General features: G+C 71.3%; 15 protein-coding genes. 12 read left to right on the top strand and 3 right to left on the bottom strand.

Annotated features, from left to right (window positions below):
- The first annotated feature begins 115 nt into the window (after window positions 1-115).
- The 8 genes from QZ749_RS16035 to QZ749_RS16070 all read left to right on the top strand — a co-directional run bounded on the left by QZ749_RS16035 (window position 116) and on the right by QZ749_RS16070 (window position 10,705).
- Window positions 116-514: a hypothetical protein gene (locus QZ749_RS16035; protein WP_296948871.1), complete on the top strand. Its 399-nt coding sequence runs from the start codon at window positions 116-118 to the stop codon at window positions 512-514.
- Between the two features lie 48 nt (window positions 515-562).
- On the top strand, window positions 563-1,231 hold the full coding sequence (locus QZ749_RS16040) for a phosphatase PAP2 family protein (RefSeq protein ID WP_296948872.1): 669 nt from the start codon (window positions 563-565) through the stop codon (window positions 1,229-1,231).
- A gap of 93 nt (window positions 1,232-1,324) precedes the next feature.
- A complete protein-coding gene (gene smc, locus QZ749_RS16045; RefSeq protein ID WP_296948874.1) occupies window positions 1,325-4,837 on the top strand; it encodes a chromosome segregation protein SMC in 3,513 nt (1,170 codons plus the stop codon).
- Between the two features lie 276 nt (window positions 4,838-5,113).
- Complete coding sequence (locus QZ749_RS16050; protein ID WP_296948876.1) at window positions 5,114-6,352, top strand: cell division protein ZipA C-terminal FtsZ-binding domain-containing protein; 1,239 nt, start codon at window positions 5,114-5,116, stop codon at window positions 6,350-6,352.
- A 7-nt stretch (window positions 6,353-6,359) separates the two neighbouring features.
- Window positions 6,360-8,738 carry an NAD-dependent DNA ligase LigA gene (gene ligA, locus QZ749_RS16055; RefSeq protein WP_296948878.1) on the top strand — a complete coding sequence of 793 codons (2,379 nt, stop codon included), beginning with the start codon at window positions 6,360-6,362 and terminating at the stop codon, window positions 8,736-8,738.
- Window positions 8,739-8,754: 16 nt separating this feature from the next.
- The gene (gene galU / locus QZ749_RS16060; protein ID WP_296948880.1) at window positions 8,755-9,642 is read left to right on the top strand and encodes a UTP--glucose-1-phosphate uridylyltransferase GalU; all 888 of its coding nucleotides are present in this window, start codon (window positions 8,755-8,757) and stop codon (window positions 9,640-9,642) included.
- On the top strand, window positions 9,639-10,175 hold the full coding sequence (gene def, locus QZ749_RS16065; RefSeq protein WP_296948881.1) for a peptide deformylase: 537 nt from the start codon (window positions 9,639-9,641) through the stop codon (window positions 10,173-10,175). Before galU ends, def begins: the two co-directional genes overlap by 4 nt.
- Window positions 10,172-10,705, top strand: a complete 534-nt coding sequence (locus QZ749_RS16070) for a hypothetical protein (protein WP_296948883.1) — start codon at window positions 10,172-10,174, stop codon at window positions 10,703-10,705. The genes def and QZ749_RS16070 overlap by 4 nt, the downstream gene beginning before the upstream one ends.
- A 40-nt stretch (window positions 10,706-10,745) precedes the next feature.
- Here the strand turns inward: QZ749_RS16070 and QZ749_RS16075 are convergent, their stop codons facing one another.
- A complete protein-coding gene (locus QZ749_RS16075) occupies window positions 10,746-12,524 on the bottom strand; it encodes a DUF885 family protein (RefSeq protein WP_296948888.1) in 1,779 nt (592 codons plus the stop codon).
- Window positions 12,525-12,649: 125 nt separating this feature from the next.
- Here QZ749_RS16075 and QZ749_RS16080 point away from each other — a divergent pair, with 125 nt between their 5' ends.
- Window positions 12,650-15,061: an FG-GAP-like repeat-containing protein gene (locus QZ749_RS16080; protein ID WP_296948890.1), complete on the top strand. Its 2,412-nt coding sequence runs from the start codon at window positions 12,650-12,652 to the stop codon at window positions 15,059-15,061.
- Window positions 15,062-15,064: 3 nt separating this feature from the next.
- Here QZ749_RS16080 and QZ749_RS16085 read toward each other — a convergent pair whose 3' ends face one another.
- Window positions 15,065-16,702, bottom strand: coding sequence for a M28 family peptidase (locus QZ749_RS16085; RefSeq protein ID WP_296948892.1), 1,638 nt, complete (start codon window positions 16,700-16,702; stop codon window positions 15,065-15,067).
- A 193-nt stretch (window positions 16,703-16,895) separates the two neighbouring features.
- Here QZ749_RS16085 and QZ749_RS16090 point away from each other — a divergent pair, with 193 nt between their 5' ends.
- Genes QZ749_RS16090 through QZ749_RS16100 form a run of 3 tightly spaced genes read left to right on the top strand, consistent with a single transcriptional unit; the run spans window position 16,896 to window position 20,144 of the window.
- Entirely contained in the window at window positions 16,896-17,318 is a 423-nt protein-coding gene (locus QZ749_RS16090; RefSeq protein WP_296948893.1) for a hypothetical protein, read from the top strand.
- A complete protein-coding gene (locus QZ749_RS16095; protein ID WP_296948895.1) occupies window positions 17,318-18,772 on the top strand; it encodes an ATPase domain-containing protein in 1,455 nt (484 codons plus the stop codon). Before QZ749_RS16090 ends, QZ749_RS16095 begins: the two co-directional genes overlap by 1 nt.
- Window positions 18,773-18,782: 10 nt before the next feature.
- Window positions 18,783-20,144: a hybrid sensor histidine kinase/response regulator gene (locus QZ749_RS16100; RefSeq protein WP_296948897.1), complete on the top strand. Its 1,362-nt coding sequence runs from the start codon at window positions 18,783-18,785 to the stop codon at window positions 20,142-20,144.
- Here the strand turns inward: QZ749_RS16100 and QZ749_RS16105 are convergent.
- Complete coding sequence (locus QZ749_RS16105; RefSeq protein WP_296948900.1) at window positions 20,134-21,336, bottom strand: pyridoxal phosphate-dependent aminotransferase; 1,203 nt, start codon at window positions 21,334-21,336, stop codon at window positions 20,134-20,136. The genes QZ749_RS16100 and QZ749_RS16105 overlap by 11 nt on opposite strands.
- Window positions 21,337-21,347: the final 11 nt, after the last annotated feature.

The raw sequence follows: 21,347 nt of genomic DNA on the forward strand, positions 1-21,347 counted from the left end.
ATCCGCCGCCGCATCCACCGCCGCCGCTTGCGCGTCAGCCTGCGTACCTGCCGACTTGCCGTGCTTCCTATACAATCGCGCATTCGATTGCATATTAGTAAGTTTCGAGGAATCCATGACCTTGCGAGGACACACCTGGCGCTGCCTGTTCGTCAGCGCCGTGGCGCTGCTGGCGGCGGCGCTCGCCATCCTGCCCGACCTGGACCACGCGCTGCGCCTGAAGACCGCGGCCTGCACGGCCGCCGCATTGGCCGGCGGCTTCCTGGTCGCGCAATGGCTGGCCGGCCGCGATCCGCTGCGCCCGTCCGGCGACCTGGAGATGGCCGCGCTGGCGCCGCCGGTGGCCGGCGTGGCGATGATGACGCTGTGGCTGCCGGTGCTGCTGGCGCTCGCCGTCGTCGTGCTGCGCACACTGGGCGCCGAGCCGGTCCGGGTCAGCTGGGAACTGATCGTCATCGGCGGCCTGGCCGGCCAGCACGCGTTCGGCGCCTGGTCGTTCCGCGGCGGCCGCTGAGCGCGGCCTGCGTGATGCGCGCGTCCTCCCTGCCGGCTTGAGCGCCCCATGCCCTGGTGGACCCATCTTTCCGCACTGGGCGGCCTGAACGTCACCGCGCTGCTGGCGCTGGCCGTCGCCGCCTGGCTCGCCGGCGCGCGCTGCTGGCGCCTGGCGCGCGCCTGGTGCCTGCTGTTCGGCGCCGCCATGCTGGTCGCGGCGGCCAGCCAGATGGCCTTCATGGGCTGGGGAATCGGCATCGAAGCGCTGTCGTTCACCGGCTTTTCCGGCCATGCGGCGCGCGCCGCCGCCGTGTTCCCGGTCGCGCTGTTCCTGCTGCTGGAGCGCCAGGCGCGGGCCTTGCGCCGCAGCGCCGTCGCCGCCGGCGTGCTGCTGGGCGCGGCGGTGGCCGTGGCGCGGGTCGAGGTGGGCGCCCATTCCGCCAGCGAGGCGCTGGCCGGCTGCCTGCTGGGCCTGGCCGCGGCGGCCGTCTTCATCGCGCGCGCCCGCAAGGCGCGCGACTGCTCGCCGCAACCGCTGCTGCTGGGCGTGCTGGCCGCCACGCTGCTGCTGCCGTTCGCCGATCCCATCAACGCGCACCAGTGGCTGACCGCCGCCACGCTGAAACTTTCCGGGCGCGACCGGATCTACCTGCGCGACGGCTGGCAGCCGGCGCGCGCGCCCTACGTCCCGCCGTGCGCGCCGCAGCGCGTGCGCTACGACGTGCTCTGCCCCTAGCGTGCCCGAGCGTGCCCCTGGATTTCGTGGCCGAATGGCAAGAGACAGGTGGTATCATGCACCCATTCCAGATCCAGCCCCAGTCAGCGAAACGTGCGTCTCTCCTCCATCAAATTGTCGGGATTTAAGTCTTTCGTCGATCCCACCAATTTCCAGGTGCCGGGCCAGCTGGTCGGCGTCGTCGGGCCGAACGGTTGCGGCAAGTCCAACATCATCGATGCCGTGCGCTGGGTGCTGGGCGAATCCAAGGCGTCGGAACTGCGCGGCGAATCGATGCAGGACGTGATCTTCAACGGCTCGACCCACCGCAAGCCGGCCGGCAGGGCCTCGGTCGAGCTGGTGTTCGACAACGGCGCCGGCAAGGCCGCCGGCCAGTGGGGCCAGTACGCCGAGATCGCCGTCAAGCGCACCCTCACGCGCGACGGCACGTCGACCTACTACATCAACGGCCAGCCGGTGCGCCGGCGCGACATCCAGGACATCTTCCTGGGCACCGGCCTGGGGCCGCGCGCCTACGCCATCATCGGCCAGGGCATGATCGCGCGCATCATCGAGTCGCGCCCGGAAGAGCTGCGCGTGTTCCTGGAGGAGGCGGCCGGCGTGTCGAAGTACAAGGAGCGCCGGCGCGAGACCGAGAACCGGCTGGCCGACACGCGCGAGAACCTGGTGCGCGTCGAGGACATCCTGCGCGAACTGAACGCCAACCTCGAGAAGCTGGAAGCCCAGGCCGCCGTGGCCAACCGCTTCCGCGAACTGCAGTCCGACCAGGAAGAGAAGCAGAAGCTGCTGTGGCTGCTGCGTCGCAACGAGGCGCGGGCCGAGCAGGCGCGCTGGTTCCAGGAGATGGAACAGGCGCAGACCGGCCTGGAGGCGCAGACCGCCGAGCTGCGCCGCCTCGAGCTGGACCTGGAGCGCATGCGCCAGGCCCACTATGCCACCGGCGACCGCGTGCACGCGGCGCAGGGCGCGCTGTACCAGACCAATGCCGACATCGGCAGCCTGGAAGCGCAGATCAAGTTCGTGGTCGAATCGCGCACGCGCCTGCAGAACCAGGTCGGCACGCTCACCGCGCAGCGCGAGCAGTGGCTGCAACAGGCCAGCGATGCCGCCGCGCAGATCGAGGAAGCCGAGATGCGCCAGGAAGAACTGGCGGCGCGCGTCGAAGGCGCGCAGATCGCCGTGGAGGCGCACGACGAGCGCCTGCCGGCGCTCGAGGCCGAATGGCGCGCCGCCCAGGACAGCGCCGCCGAATCGCGCGCGCGCATCATGGAAGTGCGCCAGCGCATCGAGCTCGCGTCGGCGCACCAGCGCAACGCGAGCGGCATCCTGGCCAGCCTGGCCACGCGGCGCGAACGCCTGCAGCAGGAGCGCTCCGGCCTGAACCTGCCGGACGCCGGCCACCTCGACAACCTGCGCGCGCAGCTCGAGGAAAAGCAGATGCAGCTGGAAGAGCAGACGTTCATGCTCGACGACGCCACCGGCCGCCAGGAAGCGGTCGAGCGGGAGCGGCGCGACGCCCATGCGCAGGCCCAGCAGGAAGCGGCGGCGAACGCGAAGCTGGAGGCGCGCCTGGCGGCGCTGCGCCAGCTGCAGGAGCGCGTGCAGACCCAGGGCAAGGTGCAGCCCTGGCTGCAGAAGCACGAACTCGACAAGCTGCCGCGCCTGTGGCAGAAGCTCGACATCGAGGCCGGCTGGGAAACCGCGCTGGAATCGGTGCTGCGCGAGCGCACCGGGGCGCTGGAGATCTCCAACCTGGACTGGGCGCGCGGCTTCTTCGGCGATGCGCCGCCGGCGCGCATGGCGGTCTACACGCCGTGCGCCGGCGCCGGCGCGGCGCGCGAGCACCACGGCCTGAAGCCGTTTTCCAGCCTGCTGAAGCTGAACGACCCGGGCCTGCGCGGCCTGCTCGAGGACTGGCTGCACGGCGTCTACGCGGCCGACGACCCGGGCACGGCGCTGGCCCAGCGCGCGCGCCTGCCGGACGGCGCCGCCTTCGTCACGCCGAACGGCCACGTCGTCACCCGTTCCAGCGTGCGCTTCTACGCGGCCGACGCCGAGCAGGACGGCGTGCTGGCGCGCCAGCACGAGATCGACAACATCGGCACGCAGCTGCGCGCCCAGGCCCTGCTGCTGGACGAGGTGCGCGCGCGCGCGACGCGCGCCGACGCCGCCGTGGCCGAGCTGCAGCGGCGCCTGCAGGAAGGCCGCCAGAAAGTGGCGGCGCTGCAGCGCGAGGTGCACGCGCTGCAGATCGACGTGGTCAGGCAGGCCGAGGTCGAGGCGCGCTTCAACCAGAGGAGCGGCCAGATCGCGGCCGACCTCGACGAGATCGCCGCCCACGAGGCCGAACAGCGCCAGGCGCAGCTCGAAGCCGAGGCCCAGTTCGAGGAGCTGGACCTGGAGCTGGCCGAGCTGCAGGGCGCCCACGAGGATGGCCAGGTCGCGTTCCAGGACAAGGAGCGCGCGCTGGCCGATGCGCGCGAGCGCCTGCGCGCGCTGGAGCGGGCGGCGCAGGAAGCCGTGTTCGCGGAAAAGACGGGGCGCACCCGCATCGAGGAATTGCGCCGCACGGGCGCCAGCGCCGGCCAGCAGGCGGCCCAGGTGCTGGAGAGCATCGGCGCGGCGCGGCTGGAACTGGAGCGGCTGGCGTCCGGCGCCGCCGCCGAGGGCCTGCAGGAACTGCTGGCGCGGCGCACCGGGCAGGAGCAGGCGCTGGCCGACGCGCGCCACGAACTCGACCAGCTCGCCCAGCAGCTGCGCGCGGCCGAGGAGGCGCGCATGGGCGCCGAGCGCAGCCTGCAGCCGCAGCGCGAGCGCATCACCGAGATGCAGCTGAAGGAGCAGGCCGCGCGCCTGAACCAGGAGCAGTTCGCCGAGGCGCTGGCCGCGACCGACGCCGACGAGGCGCAGCTCGCGGGCAAGCTCGACCCGGACACCAAGCCATCCTGGCTGCAGGGCGAGGTCACGCGCCTGACCAATGCGATCAACGCGCTGGGCGCGGTGAACCTGGCCGCCGTCGAGGAACTGGCGCAGGCCACCGAGCGCAAGCGCTTCCTCGACGCCCAGAACGCCGACCTGCAGGAAGCCATCGCCACGCTGGAAGGCGCCATCGGCCGCATCGACCGCGAATCGCGCGACCTGCTGCAGGACACCTTCGACCGCGTCAACGGCCACTTCTCGGAACTGTTCCCGATCCTGTTCGGCGGCGGCACCGCGCGCCTGGTGATGACGGGCGAGGAAATCCTCGATTCCGGCGTGCAGGTGATGGCCCAGCCGCCGGGCAAGAAGAACGCCACCATCCACCTGCTGTCCGGCGGCGAGAAGGCGCTGACGGCGACCGCGCTGGTGTTCTCGATGTTCCGCCTGAATCCGGCGCCGTTCTGCCTGCTGGACGAGGTCGACGCGCCCCTCGACGACGCGAACACCGAGCGCTTCTGCCGCATGGTCAAGCGCATGTCCGACCACACGCAATTCCTGTTCATTTCGCATAACAAGATCGCGATGGAAATGGCGAGCCAGCTGATCGGCGTGACGATGCAGGAGCAGGGCGTCTCGCGCATCGTGGCCGTGGACATGGAAACGGCGGCCGACCTGGCCGCCGCCTGAGCGTTTCCCCCGCCCGGGCGGTGGCCGTTTTGGTATGATGGCGGCCGTTGTAGACAGTTTGGCATGGGCGCTTTCGCGCGCCGGCCGGACGCGCTACGCTTTCCTGCATTGCACCGGAATTCCTTGCCTTCATGCTACCCTCGCACCCTGGAACCCTGAACGCGCCGCGCGCGCCGCGCGCGCGGCCCGCCGGCACCGAAGCCGGGGCAGGTGCAAGGGCAGGGACATGGCAGGCCAACCCATAACAACAATATTCGCATACTAGGCACGAGCAGCATGACAGACTTACAAATGAGCCTGATCGCCGCCGGCGGCGTCTTCGTCGTCGGCGTCATTAGTTACAACAAGTGGCAGGAATACAAGGCCAGGAAGAGCGTCGAGCGCGCCTTCGCGTCGGACCACGACGACGTGCTGATGAAGGGCGGCGCCGCGTCGGGACGGGCGGCCGAGCCGGCCATCGAGCGCCACGAGCCGACCATCGAGCGCCACGAGCCGGTCCTCGACGCCGCGCCGGCGTTCCCGCCGGCCCCCGAGCCCCGGCCCGACCCCGTGCTGGCGCCGCAGGGCGATGCGCTGGCCGAGCCGGTCGTGCCGCCGCGCGCCGCGCCCGCGGCCCCGGCCGCCGCCGCGCCGGGGACCACCGCCGCCGCCGCCGCCGCCGCCGCCGCCGCGCTCCCCGGCGCCAGGCCGGATACCCCGCCGGCCCAGCTGGCCGAGAACCTGGTCGATCCGCTGATCGATTGCCTGATCCCGCTCAACGCCGAAGGCGCGCTGCGCGGCGACCGCATCCTGCCGGCGCTGCTCAAGCTGCGCCGCGTCGGCAACAAGCCGGTGCACTACGTCGGCCTGGCCGTCAGCGGCGACTGGGAGCCGATCGTGCACGGCGGCGTCTACACCAAGCTGCAGGCGGGCGTGCAGCTCGCCACGCGCACCACGGCGCTGAACGAGATCGAATACTCGGAACTGGTGACGCGCCTGCGCGCCGTGGCCGACGAGATCCAGGCGGAACCGGAAGTGCCGGACATGATCGAGGTGATGAGCGAGGCGAAGAACCTGCACCGCTTCGTCGCCGGCCACGACGCCCAGCTGGGCGTGAACCTGGCGTCGAAGGGCGCGCCGTGGCCCATGGCGATGCTGGTCCCGGCGCTGCAGGCGGCCGGCTTCGACAAGCGCCCGGACGGCAAGTTCGCCATGCCGGATCGCGACGGCCACCCGAACCACCCGCTGTTCACGCTGTCGACCAACGCCGACATGGGCGCCGACGCCACCGCGCGCCTGACGCTGCTGCTCGACGTGCCCTGCGTGGCCCCGGCCAAGGACGGCTTCGGCCGCATGGTCGCCTGCGCGCGCGACCTGGTGCAGCGCCTGGACGCGGCCATCGTCGACGACTTCGACCAGCCGCTGGGCGACGCCGCGCTGGACGAGATCGGCGGCCAGGTGCGCGAGTTCTACCAGGAGATGGAGGCGTCCGACATCCCGGCCGGCTCCACCCGCGCGCTGCGCCTGTTCAGCTGAGGCGGCGATGAGCGAAACCGCAATGGAGGGGGGCGCCACGCCAGCACCCGACGCGCTGGCGCGCATGGCCGCCCTGGTCGAGGAGCTGAACCGCCACATCTACAACTACCACGTGCTGGACGCGCCGACGATTCCCGACGCCGAATACGACCGGCTGTTCCGCGAACTGCAGGCGCTGGAAGCGCGCTATCCGCAGGCGGTGCCGGTCGATACGCCGACCGCGCGCGTGGGCGGCGCGCCGATCCCGGAATTCCGGCAGGTGACGCACGCCGTGCCGATGCTGTCGTTGAACAACGGCTTCTCCGACGAGGACATCGACAACTTCGACCGCCGCGTGCGCGAAGGCCTCGACACGATCCACCCGGTCGACTACGCGGCCGAGCTCAAGTTCGACGGCCTGGCGATCAGCCTGCGCTACGAGAACGGCGTGTTCGTGCAGGCCGCCACCCGCGGCGACGGCTACACCGGCGAGGACGTCACGGCGAACATCCGCACGGTGAAGGTGATCCCGCTGCGCCTGCACGGCGCCGACCTGCCCGCCGTGCTCGAGGTGCGCGGCGAGGTGCTGATGTTCAAGCAGGACTTCGAACGCCTGAACCAGCGCCAGCGCGACGCCGGCCAGAAGGAATTCGCCAACCCGCGCAACGCCGCCGCCGGCAGCCTGCGCCAGCTCGACGCGCGCATCACCGCGCAGCGCAAGCTCCGCTTCTTCGCCTACGGCATCGGCGTGCTGGAAGGCGCGCCGATGCCGGCATCGCATAGCGCGGTGCTCGACTGGTTCGAGCGCCTGGGCCTGCCGGTGTCGAAGGAACGCGCCGTGGTCACGGGGTGCGAAGGCATGCTCCGCTACTTTCGCGACATCGGCGCGCGCCGCCAGGCGCTGCCGTATGAGATCGACGGCGTGGTCTACAAGGTCGACCGCGTGGCCGACCAGCGCCAGCTCGGCTTCGTCTCGCGCGCGCCGCGCTTCGCCGTGGCCCACAAGTTCCCGGCCGAGGAGGCGCTGACGACGGTCCAGGCGATCGACGTGCAGGTGGGCCGCACCGGCGCCATCACGCCGGTGGCGCGCCTGGTGCCGGTCTCGGTCGGCGGCGTCACCGTCACCAACGCCACGCTGCACAACGAGGACGAGGTGCGGCGCAAGGACGTGCGCGTGGGCGATACCGTGGTCGTGCGCCGCGCCGGCGACGTGATCCCCGAGGTGCTGGCGGTGGTGCCGGAGCGCCGCCCGCAGCCGGAACCGCCGGTGTACGAACTGCCGAAGACCTGCCCCGTGTGCGGCTCGCACGTGGTGCGCGAGGAAGGCGAGGCGATCGCCCGCTGCTCCGGTGGCCTGAGCTGCGCGGCCCAGCGCAAGGAAGCCATCCGCCATTTCGCCGGCCGCCGCATGATGGACATCGAGGGCCTGGGCGACCGCTACATCGACAGCCTGGTCGAGTGCAACCTGATCCACGGCGTGGCCGACCTGTACCGCTTGAGCCTGGACGACCTGCTCGCCATGAAGCGCCTGGCCGACGAACGCGACGGCACTACGCCCGAGACCGTCAAGCAGGGCAAGGTCGCCACCAAGTGGGCCGACAACCTGCTCGCCGCCATCGCCGCCAGCAAGCACCCGCCGCTGGAGCGCCTGCTGTTCGCGCTGGGCATCCGCCACGTGGGCGAATCGACCGCCAAGACGCTGGCCGACTGGCTCGGCACGCTGGACCTGGTGCGCCGGGCGCCGGCCGCGCTGCTGCGCGTGCTGCCCGACATCGGCGGCACGGTGGCCGAGGCCATCGCCGACTTCTTCGCCGAGGAAAAGAACCAGCAGGCGCTCGATGCGCTGCTGGCGGCCGGCGTGGCGCCGACCGGCGAGCACGCGCCGAAGGCCCAGCTGCGCGAAAAGCTCGACGACGTCGGCCTGGTCGCCGCGCTGGCCATCCCCAAATTGACCGAGCCGCGCGCGCGCCAGCTGCTCGACGGGCGCACGCTGGACGACCTCGCGCACCTGAAGGTGTTCGGCGTGTTCGGCCTGCCGCAAGCCGTCGTGGACGGACTGGAGCAGTGGATGGGCGAACCGGCCAACCGCGAGCGGTTGGCCGCGCTGGCGGCGCTGCGCCGCGAACTGCTGGCGCAACTGCCGCAGGAAGCCGCCGCGCCCGCGGGCGCCCTGAGCGGCAAGACCTTCGTGCTGACCGGCACGCTGCCGACCATGAGCCGCGACCAGGCCGGCGCGCTGATCGAGGCGGCCGGCGGCAAGGTGTCCGGCTCGGTGTCGAAGAAGACGTCGTACGTCGTCGCCGGCGCCGAGGCGGGCAGCAAGCTCGACAAGGCCGAGGCGCTGGGCGTCGCGGTGCTCGACGAGGCGGGCCTGCTGGCGCTGCTGGATAACGTGAAGAATTCCTGACCATGATGGGGTAAGAATGAGCGCAATCAAGAAGGCCGTGTTCCCGGTCGCGGGGCTTGGCAGCCGCTTCCTGCCGGCGACCAAGGCGCAGCCGAAGGAAATGCTGCCGATCGTCGACAAGCCGCTGATCCAGTATGCGGTGGAGGAGGCGGTCGCCGCCGGCATCACGGAAATGGTGTTCATCACGGGCCGCAACAAGCGCGCGATCGAAGACCATTTCGACAAGGCCTACGAACTCGAGGCGGAGCTGGAGGCGGCCGGCAAGGAAGCGCTGCTCAAGCTGGTGCGCCAGGTGATCCCGAAGAACATCAGCTGCATCTACATCCGCCAGTCCGAGCCGCTGGGCCTGGGCCACGCGGTGCTGTGCGCGCGTCCGGTGATCGGCAACGATCCGTTCGCCGTGCTGCTGGCCGACGACTTCATGGACACCGCCCCCGGCCACAAGCCGGTGCTGGCCCAGATGACCGACCTGTACGCCTACGAGAAGTGCAGCGTGCTGGCCGTGCAGGACGTGCCGCGCGCGCACACGCGCCAGTACGGCGTCGTCAGCGCCAGTCCCTACCGCACCGACCTGGAACTGGTGTCGGGCATCGTCGAGAAACCGCAGCCCGAGGACGCGCCGTCGACGCTGGCCGTGGTCGGCCGCTACGTGCTGTCCGGCGCCATCTTCGAGCACCTGGAAACGATCGGCGCCGGCGCCGGCGGCGAGATCCAGCTCACCGACGGCATCGCGGCGCTGATGGCGCGCGAGCGCGTGCTGGCCTACCGCTACGCCGGCCAGCGCTACGATTGCGGTTCCAAGCTGGGCTACCTGCAGGCGATGACCGCGGTCGGCCTCAAGCATCCGGAAACCGCCGACGGCTTCGCCGACTTCCTGCGCCAGCTCGGCCGGGAGGTGCCATGACGGTCCGCGCGATCCTGCGCATGGGCGACCCGCGCCTGCTGCGCGTCGCGCAGCCGGTGACGGCCTTCGACACGCCCGCACTGCACGCGCTGGTGGCCGACCTGTTCGAGACCATGCACGCGGCCGACGGCGCCGGCCTGGCCGCGCCGCAGATCGGCGTCGACCTGCAGGTCGTGATCTTCGGCTTCGGCAAGAACCAGCGCTACCCGGACGCGCCGGCCGTGCCCGAGACGGTGCTGGTCAACCCGGTGCTCACGCCCCTGTCCGCCGAGATGGAAGAGGGCTTCGAGGGCTGCCTGTCGGTGCCGGGCCTGCGCGGCAGCGTGCCGCGCTACACGCGCCTGCGCTACGAGGGCTTCGACCAGTACGGCAACCCGATCCGGCGCGACGTCGACGGCTTCCACGCGCGCGTGGTGCAGCACGAAGTCGACCACCTGCTGGGCATCCTGTATCCGATGCGCATCCAGGACTTTTCCCGCTTCGGTTTCACCGAAGTGATGTTCCCCGACCTCGACCCGAAGGCAGACGATTGAACACCCATTCCGTTTTGCGCCGGCTGGCCGCCGCCGGCCTGGTGCTCGGCGCCGCCGGCGCCCAGGCGCAGACCGCCGCGGCTGCGCCTGCGCAGTCCGATCCCGGCAAACTGTTTACCTGGATCGACGCCGATCCGAAGAACGAATTGTGGATCGACACCGGCTTCGCCACCTGGCACTTCGACCGCGACAAGGACCTGAACGGCGGTAACAAGGGGCTGGGCGCCGAATACCGCTTCTCCGGCACGATGGCGGCGGTGGCGGGGCGCTTCTACAACAGCGACCGCGAATGGTCGAACTATGCCGGCGTGATCTGGCAGCCGTGGGCGCTCGGCCCGGTGCGCATCGGCGCGGCGCTGGCCGCCTTCGACGGCTACCCGCGCATGCGCGAAGGCGGCTGGTTCCCGGCGGCGATCCCGACGCTGACCTACGAGTACCAACGGGTGGGCGTGAACGTCGGCATCATCCCGAGCTACAAGGACCGCCTGTACGGCGGGATCTCGGTGCAGCTCAAGCTCAAGCTGTTCTGACCCGGCGGCGCCACGCTCTCGCCGGCGCCGCGTCGCGCCGCTACTGCGCCGGATACGGCGACTTGCCCCCGTCCGCAATGAACGCGTCGATGCGCGCGCGCAGCACCGGCAACGGCACCGACCCCAGCTTCAGCACCGTGTCGTGGAACGCGCGGATGTCGAACTTCGGCCCGAGCGCCTGCTCCGCCCTGGCGCGCGCGTCCATGATGGCCATCTGCCCCAGGTAGTACGACAGCGCCTGTCCCGGCCACGAGATGTAGCGGTCGACCTCGGTCTCGATCTCGTGGTCCGACAGCGCGGTGTTGTCGTGCATGTAGGCCTGCGCCTGCGCGCGCGTCCAGCCCATGGCGTGGATGCCGGTGTCGACCACCAGGCGCGCCGCGCGCCAGGCCTGGTAGCTGAGCATGCCGAAGGTCTCGTAGGGCGTCTCGTAGATGCCCATCTCGCTGCCCAGGCGTTCGCAGTACAGCGCCCAGCCTTCGCCGTAGGCCGAGATGTAGGCGCGGCGGAACGGCGGCACGCCCCGCTGTTCCAGCGCCACCGGCATCTGGAAGGCGTGGCCCGGCGCCGACTCGTGCAGCGTCAGCGCGGGCAGGCTGTACAGCGCGCGCGCCGGCAGGTTGTAGGTGTTCACCAGGTAGATGCCGGGACCGCCGCGCGCCGACGTGTAGTAGGGCGCCTGGTCGGCCGGCACCGGCACGATCGCGAAGCGGCGCCGCGGCAGGTAGCCGAAGTACTGGTCGGCCTTGGCGTCGAACTTCTTGGCGATCCAGGCGGCGCGCATCAGCAGCTCGTCCGGCGTCTTCGCGTAGAACTGGGGATCGGCGCGCAGGAAGGCGAGGAAGGCCGGCAGGTCGCCCTTGAAGCCGGCCTGCGCCATCGTCTGCTGCATCTCGGCGCGGATCTTCGCCATCTCGGCCAGGCCGGTCTCGTGGATCCGGCGCGCCGTCAGGTCCAGCGTGGTGTATTCGACGATCTTCGACTGGTAGTAGGCCTTGCCGTCCGGGAGGCTTTCCGCCGCCAGCGTCGTGCGCGCGTTCGGGAAGTACTCCGACTGCACGAACCGCAGCGCCGCCGCGTAGGCCGGCTGCACCTTGTCGGCGATCAGCCGCGCGCCCTGCGCGCGCAGGTCTTCCTGCACGGCCGCGGGAATGGTGGCCGGCATGGTCTTGAACGGCGCGTAGTAGACGGTTTCCTGCGGCGTGCGCGCATTGGCGACGTTCAGCAGCGGCGCGTCGCGCCCCGCCAGCGTCACCTTCGGCGGCGTGAAGCCGCGCGCCAGGCCGGCGCGCATATTGGCCGTCTCTTCGTCGAAGTAGCGCGGCAGGTCGGCCAGCTGCTTCAGGTAGGTGCGGTACGCCTCCTCGGTCTTCAGCGGGCGCCGGGCGATGTACATGATGTCGCTCCAGAACGCGCTGTCGGCGTTCACCGGCTGCTCGTACTCGCGGAAGCGCTGGGCCTGCACGAACGCGGCGACCTGGGCGCGGTAGACGGCGTAGTCGACCTGCGCGGCGGCCGACAGCGCGGCCGGCTTGATGGCGTCGAGCCGGCGCAGCACGTCTTCCCAGTAGGCCAGGCGGACGGCCTGGGTGCGCGCATCGACGCGGCCCAGTTCGCCGCGCGCGGCGCGCGGGCTGTCCTCGTCCCAGGCCAGGCCCTGCTGCACGCGCCAGCGCCACTCGGCCTGCCAGATGGCCCGGAAACGGGCATCCTCGGCATGGGCGGCCGGCGCGGCCGCGGCCCTGGCGGCGAGGCCGGGCGCGGCGGGCGCGAGCGACAGGGCGAACAGGAGGGCGGCGGCCAGCGTGGTCTGCTTCATGGGATTCCTATGGCGGTTGTTGGTGCATCAATCTTGCAGTCGATAACGATATTACCCGCGATCCATAGGACGCGGCCAGTCTCCCGTCTATAATAAGTTGCTTAAAATAAATCTTTGGGGACGACATGGACTATCGCGGCAGCGCGGGCAACGACGACATCGACCAGCGCCGGGACGGCATCCCGCAAGGCGCCGTGATCTACGGCGGCGACGGCGACGACACCATCGGGCTGGACGACGCACTGGCCGACGGCGGGCGCGGCAACGACACCATCGTCAACCGCGCCCGGGGCTGGGCCACCGCGGTCTACTGGGATTCGCCGGCCGGGGTGCGCGTCGATCTCGGCCAGGGCTGGGCCGACGACGGCTTCGGCACGCGCGACACGCTGGTCGGCATCCGCGTGGTGCAGGGAAGCGGCTTCGACGATACCCTGGTGGGCGGCGCCGCCGACGAGTTCTTCTACGGCGGCGCGGGCGACAACACGGTGCGCGGGGGCGCCGGCTTCGACACCGTCGACTACTATTTCGAACCCTCGACCGCGGCCCGGGTCAGCTACGACGCCGCCACCGACACCTTCACCGTCGTCAAGCGCTTCGCCAACGGCGACCGCGGCACCGACACCCTGTCCGGCATCGAGAAGATCGCGTTCAGCGGACCCGGGTCGGACGACAGGGCGATCCTGCGCTCGGACTACGTCGGCGACTTCCGCACCGCCGCCACCGTCCACGTGGCGCATCCCGACGCGGCCGGCATTACCCAGCTCAAGGCCGGCGACTTCAATGGCGACGGCCATGTCGATTTCGCCTACGTCACCCAGGTCGGCACCGGCACCGCGCCGGCCCCGACCTATTTCTACGCGGGCGACGGCAAGGGCGGCTTCGCCGACGCCACCACGGCGCTGCTGGGCCAGGTGCCGATGAAGATCGTCGGCGGCGGGCGCAGCATCGTGGCCGACTTCAACGGCGACGGCGCGGACGACCTGTACCAGCTCGACTTCGGCGACGACGCGCCGCCCTTCGCCGGCGGCATCGGCAGCCTGTACCTGTCCGACGGCGCCGGCCGCCTGGTCGACGCCAGCGCCACGCTGGTCCAGCGGCGCGACCTGAGCCACGGCGGCAGCGCCGGCGACGTCGATGGCGACGGCGACATCGACCTGCTGGTGAACACGCTCGACAAGGGCAACCTGCTGCTGCTCAACGATGGCCGCGGCCATTTCGTCGAGCGCAACGAGCTGCTGCCGCGTCCCGGTACCACGCTGGGCAACGTGGTCTACCAGGAGACCAGCACCTTTTCCGGCATGGTCGACGTCGACGGCGACGGCTACCGCGACCTGATCCTCGGCACCTGGGACGGCAACCTGGTGGGCCAGGGCAGCAAGGTGCTGTTCAACGACGGCCACGGCGACTTCACCCGGCGTGCGCCGGTCGTGCTGCCGGCGAGCGGCCTGGACAAGGAGATCGTGCTGGAGGTCGAGGCGATCGACCTGAACGGCGATGCGTATCCGGACCTGATGCTGAGCGTGACCAACGGCGGCGACAACGCGGTGTTCTACCACACCGACTACATCCAGCTGCTGGTCAACGACGGCAGCGGCCATTTCCGCGACGAGACCGCGCGCCGCCTGCCGCAGGACCGCGACAGCTCCCAGCCGGGCTGGCTGATGTCGCTGTCGGCGGTGGACTTCAACCACGACGGCCATCCCGACATCCTGGCCGAGTCGGCGGGCGAGCCGATCACCTCGAAGGTCTACCTGAACCGCGGCGACGGCAGCTTCGCGCTCGACTGGGAGAGCGATCCGGGCGGACGCGCCTTCGCGGCCGACGTCGACGGCGACGGCATGAGCGACGTGGTCGCGGCCGCCGGGCACGACAGCGTGAGCACCTGGATCAACCACCTGGCCAACGGCCACGTCTACGCCGCCAACTTCGGCGGCGACACGCTGCGCGGTTCCAGCGGCGCCGACCGCTTCGTCGCGCGCGACGGCGTCGACGTGTTCGACGGCGCCGGCGGGCTGGACACGGCGGTCTTCGCCGGCGCGCGCGCCGCCTATGCCGTCGACGTGGAGGATGGCGTCGCCCGCGTCGACGGCGCGGGCACGCACGCCACGCTGGCGGCCATCGAGCGCGTCCGCTTCGCCGACGGCGCGCTGGCCCTGGACATCGACGGCGCCGCCGGCCAGGCCTACCGCGTCTACCAGGCCGCGCTGGGCCGCGTGCCCGATGCGGGCGGGCTGGGCTTCTGGATCGCGGCGCTGGATAACGGCACCAGCCTGGACGACGTCGCCGCGCAGTTCGTCGCCAGTGCCGAGTTCCGGGCCACCTACGGCGCGCTCGACGACGACGGTTTCCTGGCCACCGTCTACCGCAACATCCTGGGGCGCGACGCCGACGATGGCGGCTTCGCGTTCTGGCGCGCGGCGCTCGACCACGGCTACACCCGCGCCCAGCTGGTGGCGCAGTTCAGCGAGAGCGCCGAGAACCAGCTGCAGGTCGCCGGCGCCATCGCTCACGGGATCGCGTACCAGCCCTACGGTTGACGGTCAGCGCGCGACCTTGCCGTACGCCTCGCCGGCGCGCCAGCGCGGCATGGCGGGCGCATTCGCCACCGCATAGCCCAGGTTCAGCGTGAACTGGGCCTGCTGCACCATGCCGGACAGGTCCCAGGCCGCATCGTACTGGTCGCCCACCTGGTGGTAGACCTTGGTGAACGCGCGCATCCGGTCCGCGCCGCCATGATCGTGCTCGAAGGTGAACTTGCCGTCGCCCGAGAACACGGCCGAGCCGACGCTGAACGCCGGCACGCCGGCCTTGGCGAAGCTGAAGTGGTCGGCGCGGAAATAGGCGCCGCCCAGGTCCGGCACCGGCGGCGCCACCTGCAGGCCCATCGCCTGCGCCACCGTGCCGGCCGCCTGCGCCAGCGAACTGCGTTCGGCGCCGGCGATGCCGATGTCGCGGGTGCGGCCGACGAAGTTCATGCTGTCCAGGTTCAGGTCGGCGGCCGTCTTCGCCAGCGGCCAGGGCGGATCGTTCACCCAGGCCAGGCTGCCCAGCAGGCCCTGTTCCTCCGCGGCCGGCCACAGGAAGATCTGGCTGCGTTTCGCCGGCTGGCGCACCGCGGCCTGCGCCATCGCCAGCAGGGCCGCCGTGCCGGAACCGTTGTCGATGGCGCCGTTCCAGATGTGGTCGGGCTGGCCGTTGCCGGCGTCGATGCCCAGGTGGTCCCAGTGGGCCGAATAGATCACCGCCTCGTCCTTGAGCGCCGGATCGGTGCCGGGCACGATGCCGGCCACGTTGTACTGCACCACGGTGCGTACCGCGCTCTTCACGTCGGCGCGGCCGGCGGCGTCCAGCGCCACCGGGCGGAAGCCCCGTACCTCGGCGCGCGCGCGCAGCGCATCCAGGTCCTGGCCGGCGGCGGCGAACAGCCGGCGCGCGAAATCCTCGCTGATCCAGCCCTGCAGCGCATTGCCCGCGCCGGCCAGGTGGAACTGCTCGTGCGAGAAGCCGTTGACCGGCACGCTCCACGGATACGAGGCCGACGCGGTCGTATGGATCAGCAGGATGCCGGCCGCGCCCTGGCGCAGCGCTTCCTCGAACTTGTAGGTCCAGCGGCCGTGCCAGGTCAGCGACTTGCCGCCGAAACGCTGCGGCTCGGCCGCGGTGGGCTGCGGATCGTTGACCATCGCCACCAGCAGCTTGCCCTTCACGTCGGCGCCGGCGAAGTCGTTCCAGCGTTCTTCCGGCGCGTCGATGCCGTAGCCGACGAACAGCACGGGGGCGGCCAGCCGCGTCTCGGCCTGGCCGCCGGCGTTGGCGAACACGGCGTCGGTGCCGAAGCGCGCTTCCAGCGCCGCGCCGCGGACGTCGAAGCGCAGGCTGCTGCCGGGCAGCGTCTTCTGGCCGACCAGTTCGACCTTGTGGCGGTAGCCGCCGCCGGGCAGCGGCTGCAGCCCGAGCGCCGCGGCCTGGGTCTCCAGGTAGCGCACGGCGAGGTCGCCGCCGCGCTGGCCGGTGCCGCGGCCTTCGAACAGGTCGTCGGCGAGCAGGGACAGGTGGGCGCGCAGCGGCGCCTCGGCGACGACCGGCGGGTTCTGGGCGTGGGCGCCGGCGCACGGCAGCGCGAGCGCGGCGAGCAGGGCGCGCGTCGCGGGGGAGGAAAAGGCCTTGGTAGCGGACATGGAGAGACGTTCCGGTTTCTGGTTGAGCGAAGGAGAGGGATGGTAACAGGTCGCCCGCGCGCCGGGCGGGTGCCGGCCCGGGCGGCAAAATTGTCACGAGATTATCGTGGGCCGCTTCATGCAGCGGCTATAATGGCTGTGGATGCCTGGACCGCGATGCGGATTCCCTAGGATAATAATTTTGTAAAACCGGATGGAAAGAGATGACACCCAGCGCCGGCCCGACGGGGGCACGCCTTTGCCGGTCGCGGCGGGCGAGCGCACGCGCCTGCTGCTGCCGTGGCGCCGGATCACCGGCCGCCTGGCCGGGCTGATCGGCGAAAGCGGCGTATGCGCGCTGTTTGGCCGCGCCGTGCGCATGCTCGCGCCGCGCCACGGCTGGCTCAGCGTGGGCGGCGAGCGCGGCTCGATCGCGCGGCTGCTGGGTGCGCTGGAGCACGACCTGGCCGGCGTCGACGCGAAGCGGGCCGAGTCCGCCAACGCCGAGTTGCTGGAAACCTTCACCAGGCTGCTCTCGGCCCTGATCGGTGACGCGCTGACGGCGCGCCTCCTGGCCGAGGCCGAACAGGATTCGGACGGTCGGGAGGGGCCGCCGGAAGCACAGGAGCATACGTAATGACCGACAAAGTACGCCTGGGGATGCTGGGCACGGGGGTGCCGGGACTCGACATCCTGCTTGGTGGCGGCTTGACCGAGTTTTCGTTCACGTTGATCGCCGGGCCCCCGGGCAGCGGCAAGACCACGCTGGCGCACCAGATCATGTTCGCGCTCGCGGGGCCGCAGCGGCGCGCCCTGTTCTTCACCGTGCTGGGCGAGCCGCCCCTGAAGATGCTGCGCTACCAGCAGCAGTTCCCGTTCTTCGACATGGACAAGGTCGGCGCCAGCATCCGTTACGTGAACCTGGCCGACGACCTGCGCGCCGGCCACTTCAACGGCGTGCTCGAACGCATCATGCGCGAGGTCGAGGACTTCGGCCCGAGCCTCGTGTTCGTCGACTCGTTCCGCTCCGTGGTGCAGACCGCGCGCGGCGGCAGCGAAGGTACCACCGACCTGCAGCAGTTCGTCCAGGAGCTGGGTTCGCGCATGGCCACCTGGCAGGCCACTACCTTCCTGATCGGCGAATACACGCAGGCCGACGTCGAGGCCAATCCGATCATCACGGTGGCCGACGGCATGATGGCGCTGTACCAGTCCAGCGACGACAATTCGATGCTGCGCCGGATCCGCGTTCTCAAGATGCGCGGCCAGGCCCACATGATGGGCGCCCATACGATGCGCATCACCGACGAGGGCATCCGCGTGTATCCGCGCGAGCTGCCGCCGCTGGCCGACGACCGCCTGCCCGGCACCGCGGTCGACCGCGATCCGCGCCGCATCCCGACCGGCGTGCCCGGGCTGGATGCGCTGCTGCACGGCGGCTTGCCGCAGGGCCATTCGCTGCTGGTGACCGGCCCGACCGGCATCGGCAAGACCATCCTCGGTACCCGCTTCCTCCAGGCCGGCGTCGAGCGGGGCGAGCGCGGCGTCGGCGTGTTCTTCGAGAAGGGCGTGTCGCGCCTGCGCAATGCCGAACTGGCCGCGATGGCGCAGGCCGGCCACGTCGCCGTGATCGAGACCCGCTCGCTGTCGCTGAGCGTCGAGGAACTGCTGGACGACGTGCTCAGCGCGATCGACCGCACCGGCGCCACGCGCGTGGTGATCGATTCCCTGTCCGAGTTCGACTTGTACCTGGCCCCGGAAGCGCGCGCCGACCTGCGCCAGACCGTGTTCCGCATCCTGTCGACGCTGGCCAAGCGCGGGGTCACGGTGCTGGTCACGGCCGGCATGGAAGACTTCGCGTCGAAGCTGCGCTTCAGTCCCCAGGCGCTGTCCTTCCTGGCCGATGCCGTGGTGGCGCTGCGCTACGCCGAGATCGGCGGCGCGCTGCGCAAGTTCGTCACCGTCGTCAAGGTGCGCGGCTGCGACCACAGCACCGAACTGCGCGGCTACCACATCACCGCCGGCGGCATCGAGGTCGACGACACGCCGTTGCCGTACGATGCCGTGCTGTCCGGCTGGCCGCAAGGCTGACGGGGGTGGCATGAGCGCGGCGCAAGCGGGGATGGAGGAGGTGGCGGCGCATGCCGTCGATCGCGCCGATGCCGCCGTGGACCACGCCGTGCTGCATGCGCGCGTGCAGGCGCTCGAGGAAGAACTCGCGCGGCTGCGCGCCGAAGCGCAGGACCGGCGCCAGCTCGAGGATACCGTGACCCAGCTGCGCGAGGCCAACGAGCACTTGGTGCTGGCCACCGTCAATGCCCAGCACCTGCGCGACGACGCCGAAGCGGCGAACCGGCGCCAGAACGAATTCCTGGCGATGCTGGCGCACGAACTGCGCAACCCGCTGTCGCCGATCGCGATGGCGGCGTCGCTGCTCGAGCGCAGCGGCGACGGCGAGCACGCCAGGCTGGCGCGCGTGGTGGGGCGCCAGGTCGGGCACATGGCGCGCCTGCTCGACGACCTGCTGGACGCCGCCCGCATCAGCAGCGGCAAGATCACGCTGGCGCCGGAGCCGCTGGCGCTGGCCGAGGTGCTGCGCCACGCGGTCGAGACGGTACAGCCGCGCATCGCCGAGCGCGCGCAAGCGCTGGAACTGGCGCTGCCCGCGGAGGGCGTGGCCGTCGAGGGCGACCGCGTGCGCCTGGCCCAGGTGTTCACCAACCTGCTGGCCAATGCCTCCAAGTACACCGGCGACGGCGGCCGCCTGCGCCTGGCCGTGCTGGCCGACGAGGACGACGGACACGTGCTGGTCAGCGTCGAGGACAACGGCACCGGCATCGCGCCCGAGACCATTCCGCACATCTTCGACCTGTTCACCCAGGGGCCGCGCTCGCTGGCCCGTTCCGAAGGCGGCCTCGGGGTGGGCCTGAACGTGGTGCGCAACCTGGTCGGCATGCATGGCGGCACGGTCGACGCCTACAGCGCCGGCAGCGGCCAGGGCAGCCGCTTCACCGTGCGCCTGCCGCGCAGCGCCGCGGCGCCGGCGGCCCCCGCGCCGGCGCCCCCGGTGCACGTGGCGGGACCGCGCCGCGTGCTGCTGATCGAGGATAACCTGGACGCCTGCGCCACCCTGGCGGGCTGCCTGGCGGCCGACGGCCACGACGTGGCCACGGCGCACGACGGCGACGCCGGGCTGGCGCTGGCGCTGGGCGGCGGGTGGGACGTCATCGTCTGCGACATCGGCCTGCCCGGGCTGGACGGCCTGGGCCTGATGCAGGCGCTGCGCGCGGCGCCCGCCGGCGCGGCGCCGTATGCGATCGCCCTGAGCGGCTACGGCCAGCCCGACGACCGCGAACGCGGCCTGCAGGCCGGCTTCGACCGCTACCTCGTCAAGCCGGTGGCGGCCGAGCTATTGCGCGAACTGGTGGCCGGCGCGCCCGCCGCCGGCCCGCTCAGCGCCTGAGCAGCGTCTGCAGCCGCTCGACGGCTTCCTCGATCCTGTCGTACTTCGTCGCGTAGGAAAAGCGCACGTGGCGCTGCGGCGCGGCGAAGCCGAAGTCCGCGCCCGGCACGATCGCCACGCGGGCGTCGCGCAGCACGGCCATGGCGAAGGCGGCGCTGTCGTGCGCGTCCGGATGCGCGAGGCCGGCGACGTCCGCATACACGTAGAAGGCGCCGTCCGGCATCACCGGAATCGCGAAGCCCAGCGCGCGCAGCGCCGGCACCAGGAAATCGCGGCGGCGCTGGAATTCCAGCCTGCGTTCCTCGAACACCGCGATGGCGTCGGGCGCGAAGCAGGCGAGCGCCGCATGCTGGGCGACGGTGGGCGCGCAGATGAACAGGTTCTGGGCCAGCTTTTCCACCGCCGGCACCAGCGCCTCGGGCAGCACCAGCCAGCCCAGGCGCCAGCCGGTCATGCCGAAGTACTTCGAGAAGCTGTTGACCGTGATGACGTCGGCGCCGAAGGACAGCGCGCTGACCGGCCGCGCGCCGTAGGACAGGCCCTGGTAGATCTCGTCGACGATCGCGAAGCCGCCGCGTGCGCGCACGGCCGCCAGCAGGTCCTGCGTCTGTTGCGGCGTCATCGACGTGCCGGTCGGATTCGACGGCGAGGCCACGATGACGCCGCGCGTGCGCGCGTTCCAGTGCGCGCCGACCTGGGCGGCGTCGAGCTGGTAGCGCTCGTCCGGTCCGGACGGCACCAGCACCGGGCGCCCGCCGAAGGCGCTGACGAAGTGGCGGTTGCACGGGTAGCAGGGATCGGGCATCAGTACCTCGTCGCCGTCGGCCACCAGCGCGGCGCAGGCCAGCAGCAGGCCGGCGGAGGCGCCCGCCGTGATCACGATGCGGCGCGGATCGATGTCCAGGCCGTGGGCGCCGGCGTACCAGCCGGAGATGGCCTCCCGCAGCGCCGGCAGCCCGAGCGATTCCGTGTATTGCGTGGTCCCGGACTGGATCGCCGCCACCGCGGCGCGCGCGACGACGTCGGGCGCCGTGAAATCGGGCTCGCCGACGCTCATGCTGACGACGTCGATGCCGGCGCGGGTCATGGCGGCGGCGGCCTTGACCATTTCCATGACGCGGAAGGGTTCGATGGCCGCGACGCGGGCGGCGAGTTGCAGGGCGCCGGCGGCGCTGGAAGGATTCTCTGGCATGCTTGCGGAAA

The organism is uncultured Massilia sp., assembly GCF_913773735.1.
Classification (GTDB): domain Bacteria; phylum Pseudomonadota; class Gammaproteobacteria; order Burkholderiales; family Burkholderiaceae_D; genus Telluria.